At 65.9% G+C, this 19,948-nt stretch carries 17 protein-coding genes, 1 tRNA gene and 2 pseudogenes; 13 read left to right on the top strand and 7 right to left on the bottom strand.

The window, feature by feature from the left end; genetic code table 11:
- Positions 1-2: 2 nt before the first annotated feature.
- From pstA to pstS, 3 genes are all read right to left on the bottom strand, one after another.
- A complete protein-coding gene (gene pstA / locus MPSD_RS23490; RefSeq protein ID WP_015357056.1) occupies positions 3-905 on the bottom strand; it encodes a phosphate ABC transporter permease PstA in 903 nt (300 codons plus the stop codon).
- Positions 902-1,774: a phosphate ABC transporter permease subunit PstC gene (gene pstC, locus MPSD_RS23485; RefSeq protein WP_420811973.1), complete on the bottom strand. Its 873-nt coding sequence runs from the start codon at positions 1,772-1,774 to the stop codon at positions 902-904. Before pstC ends, pstA begins: the two co-directional genes overlap by 4 nt.
- Positions 1,775-1,888: 114 nt before the next feature.
- The gene (gene pstS, locus MPSD_RS23480) at positions 1,889-3,001 is read right to left on the bottom strand and encodes a phosphate ABC transporter substrate-binding protein PstS (protein ID WP_012396128.1); all 1,113 of its coding nucleotides are present in this window, start codon (positions 2,999-3,001) and stop codon (positions 1,889-1,891) included.
- Positions 3,002-3,334: 333 nt separating this feature from the next.
- On the opposite strand from pstS, the gene MPSD_RS23475 reads away from it, so the two are divergent.
- The 8 genes and pseudogenes from MPSD_RS23475 to MPSD_RS23440 all read left to right on the top strand — a co-directional run bounded on the left by MPSD_RS23475 (position 3,335) and on the right by MPSD_RS23440 (position 10,015).
- On the top strand, positions 3,335-4,126 hold the full coding sequence (locus MPSD_RS23475; RefSeq protein ID WP_020786087.1) for an SDR family oxidoreductase: 792 nt from the start codon (positions 3,335-3,337) through the stop codon (positions 4,124-4,126).
- A 25-nt stretch (positions 4,127-4,151) separates the two neighbouring features.
- Complete coding sequence (locus tag MPSD_RS23470) at positions 4,152-5,240, top strand: NAD(P)H-dependent amine dehydrogenase family protein (RefSeq protein ID WP_086085559.1); 1,089 nt, start codon at positions 4,152-4,154, stop codon at positions 5,238-5,240.
- A gap of 111 nt (positions 5,241-5,351) precedes the next feature.
- Entirely contained in the window at positions 5,352-6,086 is a 735-nt protein-coding gene (locus tag MPSD_RS23465; RefSeq protein WP_086085558.1) for a flavodoxin family protein, read from the top strand.
- Between the two features lie 79 nt (positions 6,087-6,165).
- A complete protein-coding gene (locus MPSD_RS23460; protein WP_012396132.1) occupies positions 6,166-7,392 on the top strand; it encodes an Nramp family divalent metal transporter in 1,227 nt (408 codons plus the stop codon).
- Positions 7,393-7,557: 165 nt separating this feature from the next.
- Positions 7,558-7,887, top strand: a complete 330-nt coding sequence (locus tag MPSD_RS23455) for a hypothetical protein (protein WP_020786090.1) — start codon at positions 7,558-7,560, stop codon at positions 7,885-7,887.
- Between the two features lie 116 nt (positions 7,888-8,003).
- Positions 8,004-9,065: pseudogene (locus MPSD_RS23450) on the top strand (poly-gamma-glutamate hydrolase family protein).
- A gap of 21 nt (positions 9,066-9,086) precedes the next feature.
- On the top strand, positions 9,087-9,911 hold the full coding sequence (locus MPSD_RS23445) for an LLM class F420-dependent oxidoreductase (protein ID WP_172607307.1): 825 nt from the start codon (positions 9,087-9,089) through the stop codon (positions 9,909-9,911).
- A 28-nt stretch (positions 9,912-9,939) separates the two neighbouring features.
- Positions 9,940-10,015 (top strand) — tRNA-Arg (locus tag MPSD_RS23440).
- A gap of 84 nt (positions 10,016-10,099) precedes the next feature.
- Here the strand turns inward: MPSD_RS23440 and MPSD_RS28280 are convergent.
- The 3 genes from MPSD_RS28280 to MPSD_RS23425 all read right to left on the bottom strand — a co-directional run bounded on the left by MPSD_RS28280 (position 10,100) and on the right by MPSD_RS23425 (position 13,089).
- Positions 10,100-10,252: a hypothetical protein gene (locus MPSD_RS28280; protein ID WP_011742030.1), complete on the bottom strand. Its 153-nt coding sequence runs from the start codon at positions 10,250-10,252 to the stop codon at positions 10,100-10,102.
- A 177-nt stretch (positions 10,253-10,429) separates the two neighbouring features.
- Positions 10,430-11,293 (bottom strand): thioesterase family protein, encoded by an 864-nt coding sequence (locus tag MPSD_RS23430; protein ID WP_086085565.1) that lies wholly within the window; start codon positions 11,291-11,293, stop codon positions 10,430-10,432.
- Positions 11,294-11,757: 464 nt separating this feature from the next.
- On the bottom strand, positions 11,758-13,089 hold the full coding sequence (locus tag MPSD_RS23425; RefSeq protein ID WP_086085557.1) for a hypothetical protein: 1,332 nt from the start codon (positions 13,087-13,089) through the stop codon (positions 11,758-11,760).
- Between the two features lie 120 nt (positions 13,090-13,209).
- Here MPSD_RS23425 and MPSD_RS30325 point away from each other — a divergent pair, with 120 nt between their 5' ends.
- Together MPSD_RS30325 and MPSD_RS23410 are read left to right on the top strand one after the other, a co-directional pair.
- Entirely contained in the window at positions 13,210-13,338 is a 129-nt protein-coding gene (locus MPSD_RS30325) for a hypothetical protein (RefSeq protein WP_264000732.1), read from the top strand.
- 123 nt (positions 13,339-13,461) lie between these two features.
- Positions 13,462-14,664, top strand: coding sequence for an ISAs1-like element IS2404/ISMul1 family transposase (locus MPSD_RS23410; RefSeq protein WP_420811972.1), 1,203 nt, complete (start codon positions 13,462-13,464; stop codon positions 14,662-14,664).
- Between the two features lie 102 nt (positions 14,665-14,766).
- Here MPSD_RS23410 and MPSD_RS23405 read toward each other — a convergent pair.
- Positions 14,767-15,673: pseudogene (locus MPSD_RS23405) on the bottom strand (AurF N-oxygenase family protein).
- A gap of 155 nt (positions 15,674-15,828) precedes the next feature.
- Here MPSD_RS23405 and cobF point away from each other — a divergent pair.
- From cobF to MPSD_RS23385, 3 genes are all read left to right on the top strand, one after another.
- Positions 15,829-16,572 (top strand): precorrin-6A synthase (deacetylating), encoded by a 744-nt coding sequence (gene cobF / locus MPSD_RS23400; RefSeq protein ID WP_036426292.1) that lies wholly within the window; start codon positions 15,829-15,831, stop codon positions 16,570-16,572.
- A 210-nt stretch (positions 16,573-16,782) separates the two neighbouring features.
- A complete protein-coding gene (locus tag MPSD_RS23390; protein ID WP_420811971.1) occupies positions 16,783-17,985 on the top strand; it encodes an ISAs1-like element IS2404/ISMul1 family transposase in 1,203 nt (400 codons plus the stop codon).
- Positions 17,986-18,118: 133 nt separating this feature from the next.
- The gene (locus MPSD_RS23385) at positions 18,119-19,888 is read left to right on the top strand and encodes a PE family protein (RefSeq protein ID WP_086085857.1); all 1,770 of its coding nucleotides are present in this window, start codon (positions 18,119-18,121) and stop codon (positions 19,886-19,888) included.
- Positions 19,889-19,948: the final 60 nt, after the last annotated feature.

Raw genomic sequence — 19,948 nt, 5'->3', positions numbered from 1 at the left:
GGCTATCGCCTTCGAGTGGCCAGGAACCGGATCCCCCCGGCGATGAGGTTGATCGCGGCCACGATGATGATCAACGTCAGCGCCGCTCCCCACACGCGCAAGAAACCGGCATGCTCGGGGTTGGTGAGCTCGGTGTAGATCAGCAGCGGCAAGGACGCCATGTTGCCGTGCAACACGTCGAAGTTGATCGAACGGCTGTAGCCGACCAACACCAGCACCGGTGCGGTTTCGCCGATGACACGCGCCACCGACAACAGCACACCGGACACGATGCCGGGCATGGCGATCGGGACGACGATGCGCACGATCGTCTTCCACTTGGGTACGCCCAACGCGAAGCTGGCCTCGCGCAGTTCGTCGGGCACCAGCCTGAGCATCTCCTCGGTGGAGCGCACCACTACCGGCAGCATCAGCAGAACCAATGCCAACGACACCGCCAGGGCGCTCTGCTGGAATCCCAGGGTGGCGATCCACAGGCTGAAGATGAACAGCGCCGCCACGATGGAGGGCACCCCGGCGAGCACGTCGACCATGAACGTGGTCAGCCGGGCCAATCGTCCCGAGCCGTATTCGACCAGATAGATCGCGGTCATCAAGCCCAGCGGTACGGCCAGCAGGGCCGCGATTCCGGCCTGCACCAATGTTCCGTACAACGCGTGATAGACGCCGCCGGCAAACTCCTCGGGCAACACCCCGCGAAGGGAGTGCGTCCACCAGTCCGGCTGGACGACGGCGTACCAGCCGCGTTCGATCACCACCCACAGCAGCCACACCAGCGGCACCAACGCGACGGCGAACGAGGCGAAGAGCAGCACCGTCGCCACGCTGTTCTTGATCCGCCGCACCAGGCTCAGTGGCCGAAACACCACCACTTTGACCGGTTGATCGAGCGCGTTGGTGGTCATCCGTTGACCTTCCCGCCGGCGACGGCGCGGGCGAGGGCGTTGACCACGAAGGTCAGGACGAACAACGCGAACCCCGCGGAAATATAGGCACCGGTCGGCAGCGGTTCGCTGAACTCGGAAGCCGCAGAAGCAATTTTGGAGGCGAACGTGTACCCGCCGTCGAACAGTGACCAGTTCCCCGGTTTGGCCGCCGAACGCAGGATGATCAACACCGCCACGGTTTCACCCAGGGCACGCCCCAGGCCCAGCATCGACGCCGCAATGACACCGCTGCGACCGAAGGGCAGCACGGTCATCCGCACCACTTCCCATTTCGTCGCCCCGAGCGCTTGGGCTGCTTCGATCTGAATCTGTGGGGTCTGGCGGAACACCTCGCGCGATACCGAGGTGATGATCGGCAGGATCATCACCGAGAGCACGATGCCCGCGGTGAAGATCGTGCCGCCGCCGGCTAACGAGACGTTGCCCGTCTTGAACAAGAACAGCCATCCCAGGTTGCGATTGAGGAATTCGGCGATGGGCTCGAGCTTGGGGGCCAGCACGAAGATGCCCCACAAGCCGAAAATGATCGACGGCACCGCGGCCAGCAGGTCCACGATCGCGCCCAACGGACGCGAGAGCCGCTTGGGCGCGTACTGGGTGAGAAACACCGCGATTCCCACGGCAATCGGCACCGCCAGTGCCAGTGCGCAGATCGAACTCAGCATCGTGACCATGAATAGATCGCGGATGCCGAACGCCAACTTCTCGTCGTCGGAGGTGTCGAACACCGAACTGGTGAAGAAATTGGCGTGATTCGCGCGCAACGACGGGATGGCGCGGATCAACAGGAATACCGCGATCAGCGCGATGGAGACGACGATGGTCATCCCCGCCGTGGACGCGAAGAGCTTGAACAGCCGGTCGGCTCGTCGCGATGAACTCGCGTCGACCGCCGCTAGCTCAGGCTTGGCCGGCCGGCCTTGGACCACGTCGACCTCAGATCAGGCGATGGCGTTGACTGCGGTCGACAACCTTGACTTGAACTCGTCCGGAATCGGGATATACCCGTTGTCCGCCAAGCCATTCTGCCCAGCACCGATGGTGGACTGCAGGAACGCCCGCACCGCGGTACCCACTTGAGAATCGGGATACTTCGAGCACACGATCTCGTAGGTCGCGAGCACGATGGGGTAGGAACCGGGCTTGGTGGGCTTGTAGAACGAAACCGTGTCCAGCACCAGGTCGTTGCCCTGGCCCATGATCGCAGCGCCGGCGATCGTCTTTCCGACCGATTCGGTGCTGATCGCCACGGGTTCCGGGCCGGCAGAGGTGATGACCTTCGCCATGTTCAGGTGCTGCGCCTGCGCGAACGACCATTCGTTGTAGGTGATCGACCCCTCGGTGTTCTTGATCGCCGCCGACGTGCCGTCGTTGCCCTTCGCGCCCTCGCCGACACCGCCCTTGAACGACTTGCCGGCGCCCTTGCCCCAGGCGCCGTCGGAAGCCGCGTCAAGGTAACGCTGGAAGTTGTCGGTGGTTCCGGACTCGTCGCTGCGGAACACCACGTGAATCGGGGTGTCGGGCAGGCTGGTACCCGAGTTGAGCGCGGCGACCGCGGGATCGTTCCACGTGGTGATGGTGCCGTTGAAGATCTTGGCCAGCGTGGTGCCGTCCAGGTTGAGCGAACTGACGCCGCTGATGTTGTAGGTGACGGCGATCGGGCCGAACACCACCGGCAGGTTCCACGCCGGCGAACCGCCGCAGCGCTGCTCGGCCGTCGCCGCCTCATCATTGCTAAGCGGTGAATCGGAACCACCGAAATCGGTTTGGTTGCCGTTGAATTCGCTAATGCCGGCGCCGGAGCCGTTGCCCGTGTAGTTGAGGGTCTGTCCTGGGCAGGCTTCCTCGAAGGCTTTGACGAAGCGGGTCATGGCATTGGCCTGGGCGGTCGATCCGCTGGCCTTGAGGGTCTTCTTCCCCCCGCAGCTCACGTTGCTCGATTGGCCGGCCGGCGAACTTCCCCCGCTTGCGTTGTTGTCGCTACCGCACGCTGATAAAACCAAAGCGCCCGAGGCCAGGACACTCAGCGCGGCGCCAACTCGGTTGAGTTTCAATTCAGTTCCTAACGGTAGAGATGAAACACACTCCCGCCGCAACCCTCGGGCGCGACACGTCAACCAGCTTTCTTCGCAGCCTGCAGGCTACATTAGCAACAGGGAACCTTCGATTACAGGACGTTGAACACTCGCCCCTGGGCAGGCAGCATTTCGTCGCGATTTCAGCCACGGCCGGGGCTGCGGTAGGCGAGGTTGTCGCGGAGGTTCCACTTCGCGGGGGTCGTTACAATTCGGCGCCGCTATGCCAAACTAGAACCTGTTCCAGAAACTGCCCCACCCGAAACGGCGAGGGTTGCTGCCGTCTCGGTCGACAATTGAAGCGAGGCCGCAGTGATCCTCGACAGGTTCCGTCTCGACGACCAAGTTGCCGTTATCACCGGGGGTGGCCGCGGCCTCGGTGCGGCTATTGCGCTGGCCTTTGCCGAGGCTGGTGCGGATGTGGTGATCGCCTCCCGAACGCAGTCCCAACTGGACGAGGTCGCCGACACGGTCCGCTCAATCGGGCGTCGCGCGCACGTCGTCGCCGCCGATCTGGCCCATCCGGAGGCCACCGCGGAGCTGGCCGGGCAGGCCGTCGAGGCGTTCGGAAGACTAGACATCGTTGTCAACAACGTCGGCGGAACGATGCCCAATACGCTGCTGACCACCTCGACGAAGGACCTCAAGGACGCATTCACCTTCAACGTGGCAACCGCCCACGCGTTGACCGTCGCGGCGGTTCCGTTGATGCTCGAGCACTCCGGCGGCGGCGGCATCATCAACATCACCTCGACCATGGGCCGGGTGACGGGACGAGGGTTCGCCGCCTACGGCACCGCAAAAGCCGCCCTGGCGCACTACACGCGGCTGGCCGCACTGGACTTGTGCCCACGGATCCGGGTCAATGCGATCGCTCCCGGATCCATCCTCACCTCCGCACTGGAAGTGGTGGCCGCCAACGACGAACTGCGCGCACCGATGGAGCAGGCGACACCGCTGCGCCGCCTCGGCGATCCCGTCGACATTGCCGCCGCCGCAGTGTATTTGGCGTCCCCGGCGGGCAGTTTCCTGACCGGCAAGACATTGGAGGTCGACGGCGGCCTCACCCATCCGAACCTCGACATACCAGTCCCCGACCTGTGAATCCGCACTCCTTAAGGAACCAGCCATGGCAATACCCGTCGTGCAGCTCGGCACCGGCAACGTCGGCCTTCACTCGCTGCGTGCGCTCATCACCAACCCCGAGTTCGAGCTCACCGGAGTGTGGGTGTCATCGGACGCCAAAGCCGGCAAAGACGCCGCCGAGCTGGCCGGATTCGCCGAATCCACCGGAGTGAAGGCCAGCACCGATCTGGATGCCGTACTGGCCAGCGGGCCGCAGTGCGCCGTCTACAACGCGATGGCCGACAACCGGCTGCCCGAGGCACTCGATGACTATCGGCGCGTCTTGGCGGCCGGCGTCAATATCGTCGGCAGCGGCCCGGTCTTTCTGCAGTATCCGTGGCAGGTACTGCCCGACGAACTCGTCAAGCCGCTCGAAGATGCTGCCCGCAAAGGCAACTCGAGCCTCTATGTCAGCGGTATCGATCCGGGCTTCGCCAACGACCTGCTTCCGATGGTACTCGCGGGTACCTGTCAGAGCATCGAGCAGATCCGCTGCATGGAGATCGTCGACTACGCCACCTACGACAGCGCCGTCGTCATGTTCGACGTCATGGGATTCGGCAAGCCGCTCGACGAGATCCCCGTGCTGCTACAGCCCGGGGTGCTCAGTTTGGCCTGGGGTTCGGTGGTCCGCCAGCTTGCGGCGGGTCTTGGCCTTTCCCTCGACGTGGTCGAGGAGATGTACGTGCGCGAACCCGCCCCGCACGCCTTCGACATCGCCTCCGGTCACATTCCCCAGGGCAGCGCCGCCGCGCTGCGCTTCGAAGTCCTCGGATTGGTCGACGGAGCTCCTGTCGTGGTGCTCGAACACGTCACCCGGCTACGCGAGGATCTGTGCCCCGATTGGCCCCAGCCCGCCCAGCCCGGCGGGTCCTACCGGATCGAGATCACCGGCGAACCGTCCTACGCCATGGACCTCTGCCTGAGCAGCCGTCGCGGCGACCACAACCATGCCGGATTGGTCGCCACCGCGATGCGGGTGGTCAACGCGATCCCTGCGGTGGTGGCCGCCCCGCCCGGCATCCGCACGACCCTCGAGCTGCCGCTGGTTACCGGCAAGGGCCTGTACCTACCGCCGGCAGGGGCCGCCTAGCCCGCATTTTCCAACGCGCCAAGCCGCGGAATCGACTCCTGCCTGGACTACGATCACGGCCGTCGGCGACAACCGACGCCGGACTGCGACGACGACGATAGGCAGGTTGGCATGACGGCGACTTCCGAGGACAGTGCTGCGGTTCCACGATTCGACGGCCTGCGCGCCCTGTTCATCAACACAACCCTGAAGCGCTCCCCGGACCTCAGCCACACCGAGGGGCTGATCGCGCGTAGTTCGCAGATCATGCGCGAGCACGGTGTCGAGGTGGACAGCTTCCGTGCCATCGACCACAACATCGCGACCGGCGTGTGGCCGGACATGACCGAACACGGCTGGGAGGCCGACGAGTGGCCCGACCTGTATCAGCGGGTCCTGCGGGCGAACATCCTGGTGCTGTGCGGACCGATCTGGCTGGGCGACAACAGTTCGGTGATGAAGCTGGTGATCGAGCGTCTCTACTCGTGCTCAGGCCTGCTCAACGAGAACGGACAGTACGCGTACTACGGCCGGGTGGGCGGTTGTCTCTTCACGGGCAACGAGGACGGGGTCAAGCACCGCGCGATGAACGTACTTTACAGCCTGCAGCATCTGGGTTACACTATCCCCCCGCAGGCCGATGCGGGCTGGATCGGCGAGGCCGGCCCCGGTCCGTCGTATCTCGACCCCGGTTCGGGCGGGCCGCAAAATGACTTCACCAACCGCAACACCACGTTTATGACCTTCAACTTGATGCACCTGGCGCAGATGTTGCAGCGCGCCGGTGGTGTCCCGGCATACGGGAACCAACGCACCGAGTGGGACGCCGGGTGCCGCCCGGACTTCGCCAATCCCGATTACCGCTAAGCGGCCTGCCGGCGGCGCGCCGAGTTGTTTCGGCTAGCCTCACTTTGTTGTTCGGTGGTACTGATCGAAGGCCGGTGAATTGGCGCAAGACACGCAGACCTCGTTCAAGACGAGTTGGTATCTGCTCGGACCGGCTTTCGTAGCGGCGATCGCCTACGTCGATCCCGGCAATGTCGCGGCCAATGTCAGCTCCGGCGCCCAGTTCGGCTACCTGCTGTTGTGGGTCATCGTGGTGGCCAATGTCATGGCCGGCCTGGTGCAGTACCTTTCGGCAAAGCTGGGGCTGGTCACCGGACATTCGCTGCCGGAACAAATCGGCAAGCGAATGGGGCGCCCGGCCCGGCTGACCTATTGGGTGCAGGCCGAGATCGTCGCAATCGCTACAGACGTGGCCGAAGTCGTGGGCGGCGCCATCGCCCTGCGCATCCTGTTCGGCCTGCCACTACCGATCGGCGGGATCATCACCGGGGTGATTTCGCTGCTGCTGCTGCTCATCCAGGACCGCCGCGGCCAACTCCTGTTCGAGCGAGTCATCACCGGACTGCTGCTGATCATTGCCGTCGGCTTCACGGCCAGCTTCTTCGTCGCAACACCTCCCCCTGATGCGATGTTCACCGGACTGGTGCCGCACTTTCAGGGCACCGAAAGCGTGCTGCTGGCCGCCGCGATCCTGGGGGCCACGGTGATGCCGCACGCGGTGTATCTGCACTCGGGCCTGGCCCGTGACCGCCACGGCCATCCCGAGCCCGGGCCATACCGGCGCAGGCTGTTGCGCGTCACCCGCTGGGACGTGGGTCTGGCAATGATCGTCGCGGGCGGGGTCAACGCCGCGATGTTGCTGGTTGCCGCCCTCAACTTGCAGGGCCGAGAGGACACCGCCTCGATCGAAGGCGCCTACGCTGCCGTGCACGACACGCTGGGCGCGACCATCGCGGTCCTGTTCGCGATCGGATTGCTGGCCTCCGGTTTGGCGTCGACGTCGGTGGGCGCCTACGCCGGCGCCATGATCATGCAGGGATTGCTGCATTGGTCGGTCCCCATGGCGGTGCGGCGTTTGGTCACGTTGTGCCCCGCCGTGGCGATCTTGGCGCTGGGCCTGGACCCGACCCGCACCCTGGTGCTCTCACAGGTCGTGCTGTCCTTCGGCATACCGTTCGCGGTACTTCCGCTGGTCAGGCTCACCAGCAATCCCGAGGTGATGGGTAGCGACACCAACCATCGCTTGACCACCTGGATCGGCTGGGGGGTGGCGGTGCTGATCAGCGTGCTCAACGTGGCGCTGATCTACCTGACGCTGACCGGCTGACGGCTTCCCGACACCCGCCAAACCGCGAACAATGGGTGCTTGACGGGCCAGGACTCGCAAACCGCCGGTGCCCGGCCTCCCGGTTGGGATCGGTAGCGAATCCGAGCTTGTGTACTTGCCGCGACTACGCCTGGCCAGGCGGGGCATGACCAGAGGAAGCTCACCATGAACACCACCGCAAACCTGAAGCGGATGATCGCCGCCGCGCTGGTGTCCGGGGGTGTCGCGGTAGCCGGGTTCGGGTTGACCGCGGGCACCGCACACGCCGGGCCCGGAGCCCATGGACCCGTGCCGCAAGCGCCGCGAGGCCCCTACCAATGGTGCCCCGGGGAACCGGTGCCGGCGGGCGGTGTCAACTGGGACATGAACGTCTGCCACACCTGGTATTGGGTGGACTACGGATTCCAGGCCAATCGCGGCGGATTTGTCTATGAAGGCGACACGCCCCCGTCGGATCTGGGCTGTATCCCGCTGCTGTGCCTGCCCGGGCTGTGAGCGCGGCGACGATACGGCAGGATGGATTGCGTCGTCGTCCGTGCTGGCCCGCGGGGAGTTGGTTTGCGTCAAAAAACACCGCGTCGAAATCTGCCGAGCCGATGGTGACCCGCTAAATGCTCACCGGCCGGCATCTGTACTTCGCATACGGTTCCAACCTGTGCGTACGGCAGATGTCGGTGCGATGCCCCGACGCGAGCGACCCGCGTCCGGCGGTCCTGTCCGATCACGACTGGTTGATCAACGAACGTGGGGTGGCCACCGTTGAGCCGCTCACCGGCGGCCAGGTGCACGGTGTGCTCTGGCAGATCTCCGATCGGGACCTGGCCACGCTGGACAGCGCCGAGGGGGTTCCGGTCCGCTATCGGCGTGACCTGCTGTGCGTGCGCACCCACGACGGACCGACGACGGCCTGGGTGTACATCGACCACCGGATCACCCCGGGTCCGCCCCGGCCGGAATACCTCAATCGCGTCATCGACGGCGCGCTGCATCACGGGCTACCGCAACGCTGGATCGACTTTCTGCACCGCTGGGATCCGGTGCATTGACTCCAGCCTGTATCCGCGGCGGCTTCCGGCGCTGGGTCACAATCGCTTTCGGCATTGTTGAGCGAGCCCGGCCTGAGCGAGATCAGCCAGCTACGGTCGCGCTTCGGCTTCCTCGCCATCCACGGCGGCGGCCTGGAGAAGATGACCGACGTCATCGCCGAGCGAGCCGCCGATGCCGCTGGCGCATCGGTGTACGTGCTGCGACATCCCGACCGCTACCCCCACCACCTGCCATCGTCGCGGTTCGACCCCGGCGAGTCGCGGCGGCTCGCGGAGTTCCTCGACCACGTCGACGTCGCGGTCTCACTGCACGGCTACGGCCGCATCGGCCGTGGCACCCAGCTGCTGGCCGGCGGCCGCAACCGCGAGCTGGCCGACCACCTGGCGCGCCACCTTGAACTGCCTGGTTACCAGGTGGTCACCGATCTGGACGCCATCCCGGCGGAGCTACGCGGGCTGCATCCGGACAACCCGGTCAACCGGGTCCGCGGCGGTGGGGCGCAATTGGAACTGTCCATCCGGGTGCGAGGGCTCAGCCCCCGCAGCCCCCTGCCCGGCGACGACGGTTTGTCGCCGGTCACCGCCTCCCTGGTACAAGGCCTGGTGGCTGCCGCGCGTGCTTGGTAAGTGTCGATGGTGGAACGGAGATTGTTGGTGGCCAAAGATTTTCGCTTCGGGTTGAGCGTCCGCTTCATCAAATCGCGCGCAGCGCTGCAAGAGCTGGCCAAACGGGCCGAAGATCTCGGGTTCGACATTCTCTGTGTGCCCGATCATCTCGGTGCCGCGGCGCCGTTTCCCACCCTGACCGCCGCCGCGATGGTCACCACGAAGATGCGGTTGAGCATGTATGTGCTCAACGCCGCCTTCTACAAGCCGGCCCTGCTGAGCCGCGACGCCGAGGCCCTGGATCTGCTCAGCGAAGGTCGTCTCGAGCTCGGCCTGGGCACCGGCTACGTCCGGGAAGAGTTCGATGCCGCCGAGCTGCCCTACCCCAGCGCCGGAGCCCGCGTCGACTATCTCGAACACATGACGGCCTACCTGAAGCAGCATCACCCGACGGTGCCGATCCTGATCGCCGGCAACGGCAACCGGGTGATGACGTTGGCGGCCCAGCAGGCCAACATCGTCGGGCTGACCGGGTCCAACGTCCACGGGGCAGACGATCCGCTGGCCGAACGTGTGGACTTTGTCCGCCGGGCCGCCGGAGACCGGTTTGACGCGCTCGAGCTCAACCTGGCGATCACCGCCCTGCCCAACGAAGGCGAAACCGCGCCCGACCTGGCGATGACCCGCCGGTACGCGCCAGAGCTGTCCGACGAACAGATACTGGCGCTGCACTCGGTGCTCGGCGGGTCACCGCGCGAGATTGCCGACACCTTGGCCGGCTACCGCGATATCTATGGGGTGACGTCGTTCACCGTGCAGGACAATCACCTGGATAACTTCGCAAAGGTGATCGCCGAGCTGCGCTGAGTCGCCCCCCGGTAAGCTCAGCGAAGCCGCCCCCGTAGCTCAGGGGATAGAGCACGGCTCTCCTAAAGCCGGTGTCGCAGGTTCGAATCCTGCCGGGGGCACCATGTGGTTTGTATTGCGTCGGGTGATTGCTGACGTTTCTGTTCCGGTTGATGCCTGACGGTGTTTCGGTTGATCTTTGGCACTCCCTAGACGAGGGAGTTGAGCATGGCTGAGCTAGCCGTCGGGTGGCGACCACCGATGTGGTCTGTGTGGGCTGGCAGCAGGTCTGCGTAGGCGCCCATCATGCCGGTGCGCGCTGCGATGTCCACCTCGATGGCGAGCTGCTGCGCTCGCTTCATCGGCGGGTGGCTTGCCGCCGCAGCAACTTGCTCGCGGAATCAGCAAGGCGCCGACGCAGCGGAATCGCTGGCACCCAGCATCCGGTTGACGTCAAACGGCCACGCGCACGGTGGCATGGCAACTGCTGATTTGAATCAGGCGCACGTGTCGGGGAGGCCCGCGCCTCTCGGGCGTGATCAGCCGTCAACGGCGGTTCGTCGCGAGGCCCCGGCGGCCTCCGGAAGCATGGCTAGTTGGCGGCTTTGGACCACGACCTGACCGGTGGCGTCGAGGATGACGTGGTCCTGCTCGAACCAGCTATCACCGATGACGGTCGAGCTGGCCATGACGCGCATCCAGCCGGGGGCGGGGCGGCGCCGCAGGTAGGTGGTGAGTTGGACGGTGGGGGTCCAGCCGAAGATGCCGCAGTTCACGGTGACGCGCGGGGCGATGTCGCCGGCCATGATCGCAAACAGCGTTGCGGCGGCGGGGTCGGCTTCGTCAGAGGCGAACGGGCGGACCCACATCCGGCTGATCGGTGCTCCGCGTTGCCCGACGAGGAAGCCGGTGGTGGCGGAATCCATCGCGAGCTCGCATCCTTGGCTCACATGGAGGATCTGGGCCAGGGGATGTTCGGCTGAGACGGGTATGGCATCAGCAGGGGGCTGGACCGGCATCTGCGACACGGGCAGTGGTGCGCTGTGTCGTGGCGGCTTTGTGTCGACGGACCCCAGGGTGACCGAGCAGGTTACCGCGGTGCGGCTGTCCTGCGACAGTTCCACATCGACGAGACATACCTGCCGTCCGCGCCGGCGGACCTTCGTGGTGAGCTGCACCTCGCCCGGGTTTGGAGCGCTGATGTAGTTGGCGCTCAGGGCAACTGGCGCCAGGTCGACCGCATCGCCGATCGTCCGATGCGCGGCCGCTGCGCAGACCGCCATCATGCAGCCACCGTGCACCTTGGGGCCGATGGTCCAGATGGGATCGATGGTGGCGCTATACGCTCCGTCACCGAGGTCATGGGCGGTGGTGAGGTCGGTGAAGGGTCGGCTACTGCTCATGGTTTCGGCTGCATTCCGATTCTGGGTGAGTGGGTCTGTGCTGGCGGGCATGATCGGTCATCTGTTTTCCTGCGCGGTATCGAATCCTACGAAGGCCATCCACCGGTGGCCGGCTGGCGACGGGACAGCTTCTGGTGCAGGCGATTTGGGCCGCCAGGACCACCGGCCACGCGGTAGGGGTGTTCAGCAGATCGATCCGATCGTGACTCCAATTTCACCGTGTTACCTCCGCGCCGTCCAGACTAAGCCGCCCGATCCCTCAGCACCTACGCAGCGTGTCGCCTTCGCTTCCGCCCAGCCGGCGTCACAACTACGTCGCGGATGGCCAGCGCGTCCCGGACGCTTCCCCGCCGGCATCGCGGTATCACCGATACCGCCGTGATCACGACACCCGGTTGCCGTTGTGGGCGCCACCATTCCGTGGATATCGCCCCCCACAGCCGCAGCCGCGGAGTGGCTCGGCGCTAACCGGACTGGCCCTGGCCGCCTTGTGCGGTGGCGCTGAATTCGTAGGCAGTGGCGCCATGCCCACCCACGCCGGCAGCATCGCCGCCTGGGCCGCCGTTCGCCCCTAATCCGAAGTCGCCGCCGAGTCCGCCGTGGCCGCCTTTGAAGCCATCTTCACCGGGAGTTCCATCGTTCGAGAGATTTGGTTGTGCAAATCCGCCGCCGCCACCACCACCGACGCCCCCGGGCGCCCCGGCCCCGACCCCGGCGGCACCGCCGGTCCCGCTGAAGCCCGCGGCGAAGGCGTTACCGCCAACCCCGCCGTTTCCGGCCGTACCGCCTGGGCCGCCGGCGGCACCACCGCCACCACCACCACCGCCTACTGCGAAACTAGCGGCGGCGCCGCCGGCACCACCACCACCGCCACCGCCGCCGGTGCCGCCACCGCCAATGCTTCCGGTGGTGGGACTTACCGCGGTTCCTCCGAACCCGTCGTCGCCTCCGGTGCCACCCTGGCCACCGGAGGCACCGCCACCGACGCCGTTGCCGCCGTGGCCCCCGGCACCACCACCCCCACCGCCACCGCCGAATCCGGGTGACGTGCTGGTGCCGGAGCTGTTCGTGCCGCCGGAGCCGCCGTTGCCACCCTTGCCGCCATTACCTCCCATGCCACCCGTGGTGCTGCCGGCACCGGGTGTCCCACCGTCGCCGCCAGCTCCGCCGGTACCGCCGAGGCCACCGGCCGCGCTGCTCCCGGGTCCGGTACCGGTGTACGCGCCGCCTATGCCTCCGGTGCCGCCAGCACCACCCTGGCCGCCCTGGCCGCCGGCACCACCACCGACCCCACCAATGCCGGCACCACCGTCGCCACCGGTGCCGCCCGCACCACCCTGGCCGCCTGGTCCACCAACGGCAGGCGTTATCCCGGATGCGCCGGCAACGCCGGTGCCGCCGGACCCACCCTCGCCTCCGGTGCCGCCAACCCCGCCGGTGTCGATACTGCCCGCCGCGCCACCATCGACCCCCACACCGGCCGCACCCGCGGTGCCACCCGTGCCACCCTTACCTCCGTCAGCGCCGACCCCGCCGGTGCTGGCGGTATTGCTACCACCGGTGCCACCGGATCCGCCGACGCCGCCGTGGCCTCCAGCACCACCGCCGACCCCGCCGATGCCGGACCCGCCGTCACCGCCCTGACCGCCTTGACCGCCCTGGCCGCCTCGGCCATCGCCGGTCGGGTTGGTGCCGTCGGCGCCGAGGGTGCCGGTGCCGCCGGACCCACCGTCGCCGCCCTGGCCGCCGACGCCGCCGGTGCCGATGCTGCCCGCCGCGCCGCCGTCGACCCCCACACCGGCCGCACCCGCGGTGCCACCCGTGCCACCCTTACCTCCGTCAGCGCCGACCCCGCCGGTGCTACCGGTGTTGTTGCCGCCGTTGCTACCGGCGCCACCGGCTCCGCCGGTACCACCGTGGCCGCCGGCGCCACCGCCGACCCCGCCGATGCCGGACCCGCCGTCACCGCCCTGACCGCCTTGACCGCCCTGGCCGCCCTGGCCACCCGCGGTGGGCGCAATACCCCAGGGCTCCGGCGTTGTTGATTAGCAGGCTTGTGAGCTGGGTTGATGATCTTTGGTGCCGCGCTATTGGGGCCGGAGTGTAGGCACGGGCTATCTGGAGAACGATCGAGTTGGTTACTGTTCGTCGTTGGTCTGGAGTTGCCCGTGCCTACCGTTTCAGTATTGCGTGTGTCGTCGGTTCCAGAGGTGTTCGACCGCTGGAGTCCTGGTGAGCGCAGCGAGTTCATCGGATCGGAGTTTCTCGATGTGTTGGCCTCGGTGCCAGACCTGAGGGACCCACGCGGTCGGAGGTATTCGCTGATGGCTTTGTTGGCGATCGCGGTTCTGGCCACTGCCGCGGGGATGCGCGGCTATGCTGGTTTTGCCACATGGGCGGCCACCGCTCCCGATGATGTGTTGGCCCAATTAGGGGTCCGGTTCCGGCGGCCCAGTGAGAAGACCTTCCGCGCTGTTTTGTCTCGGCTAGACCCCGCCGACCTCAACGCCAGGATGGGCAGTTACTTCACTGCACACGTGGCCAGCAGCGACCCCAGTGGATTGGTGCCGATCGCGTTGGACGGCAAGATGCTGCGTGGTGCTTTACGCGCCAAAGCGACAGCCACGCATCTCGTGTCGGTGTTCGCCCACCGTGCCCGATTGGTGCTCGGTCAACTCGCTGTCGCCGAGAAAAGCAATGAAATTCCCTGCGTACGTGCCCTGCTCACGCTGCTGCCGGGTAGCTTGCGGTGGCTGGTCACCGTGGATGCGATGCATACCCAGGTCGTCACCGCGAAGTTGATCTGCGCCACCTTGAAGTCGCACTACCTGATGATCGTCAAGTCCAACCAAGCCAAAATACTTGCGCGTATCACCGCGCTGCCCTGGGCCGAGGTGCCCACAGCCGCTACCGACGACTCCCGCGGCCACGGCCGTGTCGAGACCCGCACCCTGCAAATCATCACCGCTGCACGAGGAATCGGCTTCCCCTACGCAAAACAAATCATCCGGATCACTCGTGAACGCTTGATCACCGCCACCGACCAGCGCAGCGTGGAGGTGGTCTATGCCATCTGCAGCCTGCCGTTCGAGCACGCCCGCCCTACCGCGATCATGACCTGGATGCGTCAACACTGGGGAATCGAGAACAGCCTGCACTGGATACGCGACGTCACCTTCGACGAAGACCGTCAAAGGGCACATACCGGAAACGGCGCACAGGTCCTAGCAACGCTACGCAACACCGCGATCAATCTGCACCGCCTCAACGGCGCCGACAACATCGCCGAAGCCTGCCGGATCACCGCTTTGACCGCCAACCGCCGCCTAGACCTCCTCAATCCACAATTCCCCAGCTCACAAGCCTGCTAATCAACAACGCCGGAGCCCTGCCACGGAACCCCGCCCCGATGATGACTACGTCGTGACAGTCGTGGCAGTCGCGGGGGGCCCGCGCGACACCGGGGGTGTGGGTCACAAGAACCTGCTGCGCTTCCAGCCGCGCCGCGCGATCGGTTCGAGCAGGCCCACCTCGGTCAGAAAAGTGGCCAGCGGTGCGAAGCCGGCGATCTGTATTTCGCGCCGATGTGGGCTGCTGCGCGCGATCCGGCGGGCCCGCTTGGGGTCCAGGCCCGCCCGTGCGTACGGGATCGGATTGCTGAACAGATAGTTGAAGAAGTACCCGCCGAGCCCGTTGATGTTGGCCATGAACCACCGGTTAACCCGAGGCATCTCGCCCACCCGCTTGCGTGCGCCATCCCGCGCGAATTGGATGTGGCGCGCCTCCTCGGTCACGTGAATCCGCATGAGCCGCTGGATGATTGGCTGCAGTTCCGGATCGTCCATCATCTGGCGCTGCAGCGAATCGAAGATCTCCTCGCCGATCAGCGCGGCCACCCACAGCATCGAACCCCGCTGAAAGGCCAGCGGAAGGGTGTTGATGACCATCCGATGCAATCGCCGTGGGCGTACCGGCTTGGCGCCGATGCGCTCGATGGCTTTGCCGAACATGACCATGTGGCGGGTCTCGTCGCCCAGCTCGGTCAGCTTGTAATGCGTCGAGCGGCTGGTCGGGTCCTCGTGCAGGATGGTGCGCAACAGCGATTGGTTGAGCATGTTCTCGAACCAGATCCCGGCCGAGAGCGTATTGACCAGCTCTTGGCGGGACAGCTCGATCTGCTGCTCGCGGGTCATTTCGTCCCACATCTCGGTGCCGTACAGCGACACCAGCCTGGGGGGGCAGGTAGAACTTGTCCGGGTCCAGCGGGGCATCCCAGTCGATGTCGACGATGGGTTCGTAGGACTTTTTGACCGAGCCTCTGAGTAGGCGTTCGGAGAACTCTTCACGACCCGGCCCACTTGGTTTCACCGCAGTGGTCATCGCTTGGCGTCCCTTCATCAGGTGCTTCAGACGTTAGGGAGATCACACTCGATAATCAATACTCATGGTACTGGGTACCGCTGGTAACGGATAGGTATTTCGCGATCTCAATTACGTTGTGTTGCAAGACCCCGACGACCTCCCGGAAGGAGGCCATGGTGAGTCGGCATATTCACGTCATCGGTATCGGCGCCGGTGATCCCGACTATGTGACCGTCCAGGCGATCAACGCGCTCAATGACACGCAAGTGTTTTTCGCGATGGACAAAGGCGAGGCCAAAAGTGAGCTAGTGGAGTTGCGCCGTGCGATATGCGCACGATTTATCCGCGAGCCGAGATATCGCTTCGTCGAGTTGCCCGACCCCAAGCGTGCGGTGGATGCCCATTACGAGGACGCGGTTTCGCAGTGGCGCGCGCAGCGGGCGCGGATCTGGGCGAGGGCCATCAGCACCGAACTGGGGCCCGGTGGGGTGGGGGCTTTTCTGGCCTGGGGCGACCCCTCGCTCTATGACAGCACCCTGCGCATCCTGGATGCGGTGTCCGCCGAGGTGGACTTCAGCTACGACGTCATCCCGGGCATCACGGCAGTTCAGGCGTTAACGGCCCGGCATCGAATTCCGCTCAACGACGTGGGCGCGCCCGTCGTCATCACCACGGGCCGGCAATTGCGCGCCCGCCAAGTCGCCGGCACGGCGGTAGTCATGCTCGACGCCGATTGCTCGTTTCGGGCCTGCCCGCCGCAGACTCGCATTTGGTGGGGCGCCTATCTGGGCACCGAAGACGAACTGCTCGTTGCGGGCACGGTCGGCGAAGTCGGCGAGCGCATCGCGGCATTGCGTGCCGAGGCTCGAGCGCGCCACGGCTGGATCATGGATACCTATCTAATTCGAACTTATTAAGGGCTTGCGTAGGCGAGCGCGCTGAACTGCACTGGCTCAATGATGAATTAAGGATTTGGTTTAAGCGCAGGGCTCCGGCGTTGTTGATTAGCAGGCTTGTGAGCTGGGTTGATGATCTTTGGTGCCGCGCTATTGGGGCCGGAGTGTAGGCACGGGCTATCTGGAGAACGATCGAGTTGGTTACTGTTCGTCGTTGGTCTGGAGTTGCCCGTGCCTACCGTTTCAGTATTGCCTGTGTCGTCGGTTCCAGAGGTGTTCGACTGCTGGAGTCCTGGTGAGCGCAGCGAGTTCATCGGATCGGAGTTTCTCGATGTGTTGGCCTCGGTGCCAGACCTGAGGGACCCACGCGGTCGGAGGTATTCGCTGGTGGCTTTGTTGGCGATCGCGGTTCTGGCCACTGCCGCGGGGATGCGCGGCTATGCTGGTTTTGCCACATGGGCGGCCACCGCTCCCGATGATGTGTTGGCCCAATTAGGGGTCCGGTTCCGGCGGCCCAGTGAGAAGACCTTCCGCGCTGTTTTGTCTCGGCTAGACCCCGCCGACCTCAACGCCAGGATGGGCAGTTACTTCACTGCACACGTGGCCAGCAGCGACCCCAGTGGATTGGTGCCGATCGCGTTGGACGGCAAGATGCTGCGTGGTGCTTTACGCGCCAAAGCGACAGCCACGCATCTCGTGTCGGTGTTCGCCCACCGTGCCCGATTGGTGCTCGGTCAACTCGCTGTCGCCGAGAAAAGCAATGAAATTCCCTGCGTACGTGCCCTGCTCACGCTGCTGCCGGGTAGCTTGCGGTGGCTGGTCACCGTGGATGCGATGCATACCCAGGTCGTCACCGCGAAGTTGATCTGCGCCACCTTGAAGTCGCACTACCTGATGATCGTCAAGTCCAACCAAGCCAAAATACTTGCGCGTATCACCGCGCTGCCCTGGGCCGAGGTGCCCGCAGCCGCTACCGACGACTCCCGCGGCCACGGCCGTGTCGAGACCCGCACCCTGCAAATCATCACCGCTGCACGAGGAATCGGCTTCCCCTACGCAAAACAAATCATCCGGATCACTCGTGAACGCTTGATCACCGCCACCGACCAGCGCAGCGTGGAGGTGGTCTATGCCATCTGCAGCCTGCCGTTCGAGCACGCCCGCCCTACCGCGATCATGACCTGGATGCGTCAACACTGGGGAATCGAGAACAGCCTGCACTGGATACGCGACGTCACCTTCGACGAAGACCGTCAAAGGGCACATACCGGAAACGGCGCACAGGTCCTAGCAACGCTACGCAACACCGCGATCAATCTGCACCGCCTCAACGGCGCCGACAACATCGCCGAAGCCTGCCGGATCACCGCTTTGACCGCCAACCGCCGCCTAGACCTCCTCAATCCACAATTCCCCAGCTCACAAGCCTGCTAATCAACAACGCCGGAGCCCTGGGTTTAAGCGCCAGTATCGGGCGCTAGATCGCGCTAGCATCGGCGTCCTACTCAACTTGTGTCGAAGGTCACGTTTTGGCAGTTGCGCTGTCGTGGGGTCGGGAGGTTTTTCAATGTCGTGGGTGATCGCAGCGCCCGAGTATGTGGCAGCAGCGGCCAACGATCTTGGGGGTATCGGTTCGACTCTTGCTCAGGCCAACGCGGCCGCGTTGGCACCGATCACCACGGTGTTGCCCGCAGGCGCCGACGAGGTGTCGGCTGCGATTTCGTTCTTGTTCGGTGCGCACGCCCAGGCCTACCAGGCGCTCAGTGCGCAGGCTGCGTCGTTCCACCAGCAGTTCGTCCAGCTGATGAGCGGCGGTGCCACGGAGTATGCCGCCGCCGGGGCGGCCAACGTGACGCCGATGCAACAGGTCGAGAAACTGGTAAATGCACCGGTGCTGGGTCTGACCGGGCGTCCGTTGATCGGCAATGGTGCCAACGGAGCCGCGGGCACCGGGGCGGCCGGGGGTGATGGCGGCTGGCTGTACGGCAACGGCGGCAACGGCGGCTCGGGCGCGGCGGGCCAGGCCGGTGGTAACGGTGGGTCGGCCGGGCTGTTGGGCAATGGCGGAAACGGCGGCGCCGGCGGAGCGGGCGCCGCGGGTGCCTCGGGGGTATCCGGCCAGGCCGGTGGTAGCGGCGGTATGGGTGGCAGCGGTGGGTTGCTGTACGGCCTGGGCGGCACCGGCGGTCTGGGTGGCCTTGGCGGCAACGGTGGCGCCGCCACCACGGCCGGCACCAATGGTGGCGCCGGCGGCGACGGCGGCCTGGGCGAGCGCGGCGGATTCTTATTTGGTGATGGCGGGCTAGGGGGTCAGGGCGGCGACGGTGGCGACGCCACCGGCTCCACCAACGCATCAGGTACCGGCGGCACCGCGGGCTCCGCCGGCAACGGCGGCGACGGCGGCCACAGCGGATGGTTGTACGGCAACGGCGGTAACGGCGGCAATACCGGCAACGGTGGGACATTCCAGGCCAGCGCCGACACCATCTTGTCCGGTGCCGGAGGTGGAAACTTTGCGGTAACCGGCGGTAATGGCGGCGACTCCGGGCTGTTCGGCATGGGCGGCGCCGGTGGTAACGGCGGCAACGGTGGGGCAGGTCAGGCCGCCGCCGGCGACCTGACCTTTGCCGGCGCTGGTGGTGACGGCGCCTTCGGCGGTAACGGCGGCAAAGGCGGGTTCATCTGGGGCAACGGGGGCGTCGGCGGCGACGCCGGGGACGGTGCGGCCGGCGGAGCGGGCACCAACAACTTCCAGTCGTATGCCGGCGCTGGCGGCTTCGGCGGCTTCGGCGGTACCGGCGGCCAAGGCGGTCTGTTCGGTAACGGCGGTAACGGCGGTAACGGCGGTAACGGCGGTAACGGCGGTAACGGCGGTAACGGCGGTAACGGTGGCAGCGGCGGTAAGGGCGGCGACGGCGGCGGGGGTGCGCGCAATGGTGCCGATGCCGGTCCGGGCGCGCTCGGCGGCCAAGGTGGCAGCGCGCTGCTGTTCGGCAACGGCGGCGCCGGCGGAGATGGCGGTGCTACCGGGACGCCCGGCACCTACAGCGATGGCACCGGTACCGGCAGCGTCTACCAGACCAGTGACGGCGGTGGTGGCGGTGACGGCGGCTTCTTCTTCGGTAACGGAAGCAAGGGTGGCGCGGCGGGCAGCATCCCGGCAGGCTTCATGGCTCCCAGCGAGAACGGCATCGGCGGTACTGGCGGTGACGCCGGGCTTATCGGCAACGGTGGGGACGCAGGGGCCGGTGCCCCCGCCGCCCAGGGCGGTATCGGTGGCTTGGGCGGTTCCGGCGGAAAGCTGTTCGGCACGGCTGGGGCGCCCGGACCGGCGTAGCCGCCGATTGCCAGGCGGGTGCCGCCCCATCCGGATCGCGATTGAAACCCTTGGTAGCCG

It is taken from the genome of Mycobacterium pseudoshottsii JCM 15466 (assembly GCF_003584745.1).
Taxonomy (GTDB): Bacteria; Actinomycetota; Actinomycetes; order Mycobacteriales; family Mycobacteriaceae; genus Mycobacterium; species Mycobacterium marinum.
This window is presented reverse-complemented; position numbering and strand designations above follow the sequence as displayed.

Coding starts and splice junctions, on each gene's coding strand:
- cobF (WP_036426292.1), top strand. CDS start 15,829: ATGGTGAGTCGGCATATTCACGTCATCGGTATCGGCGCCGGTGATCCC.
- pstA (WP_015357056.1), bottom strand. CDS start 905: ATGACCACCAACGCGCTCGATCAACCGGTCAAAGTGGTGGTGTTTCGG.
- pstC (WP_420811973.1), bottom strand. CDS start 1,774: ATGACCATCGTCGTCTCCATCGCGCTGATCGCGGTATTCCTGTTGATC.
- MPSD_RS23430 (WP_086085565.1), bottom strand. CDS start 11,293: ATGAGCAGTAGCCGACCCTTCACCGACCTCACCACCGCCCATGACCTC.
- MPSD_RS28280 (WP_011742030.1), bottom strand. CDS start 10,252: ATGAAGCGAGCGCAGCAGCTCGCCATCGAGGTGGACATCGCAGCGCGC.
- MPSD_RS23385 (WP_086085857.1), top strand. CDS start 18,119: ATGTCGTGGGTGATCGCAGCGCCCGAGTATGTGGCAGCAGCGGCCAAC.
- MPSD_RS23455 (WP_020786090.1), top strand. CDS start 7,558: ATGAACACCACCGCAAACCTGAAGCGGATGATCGCCGCCGCGCTGGTG.
- MPSD_RS23465 (WP_086085558.1), top strand. CDS start 5,352: ATGACGGCGACTTCCGAGGACAGTGCTGCGGTTCCACGATTCGACGGC.
- MPSD_RS23470 (WP_086085559.1), top strand. CDS start 4,152: ATGGCAATACCCGTCGTGCAGCTCGGCACCGGCAACGTCGGCCTTCAC.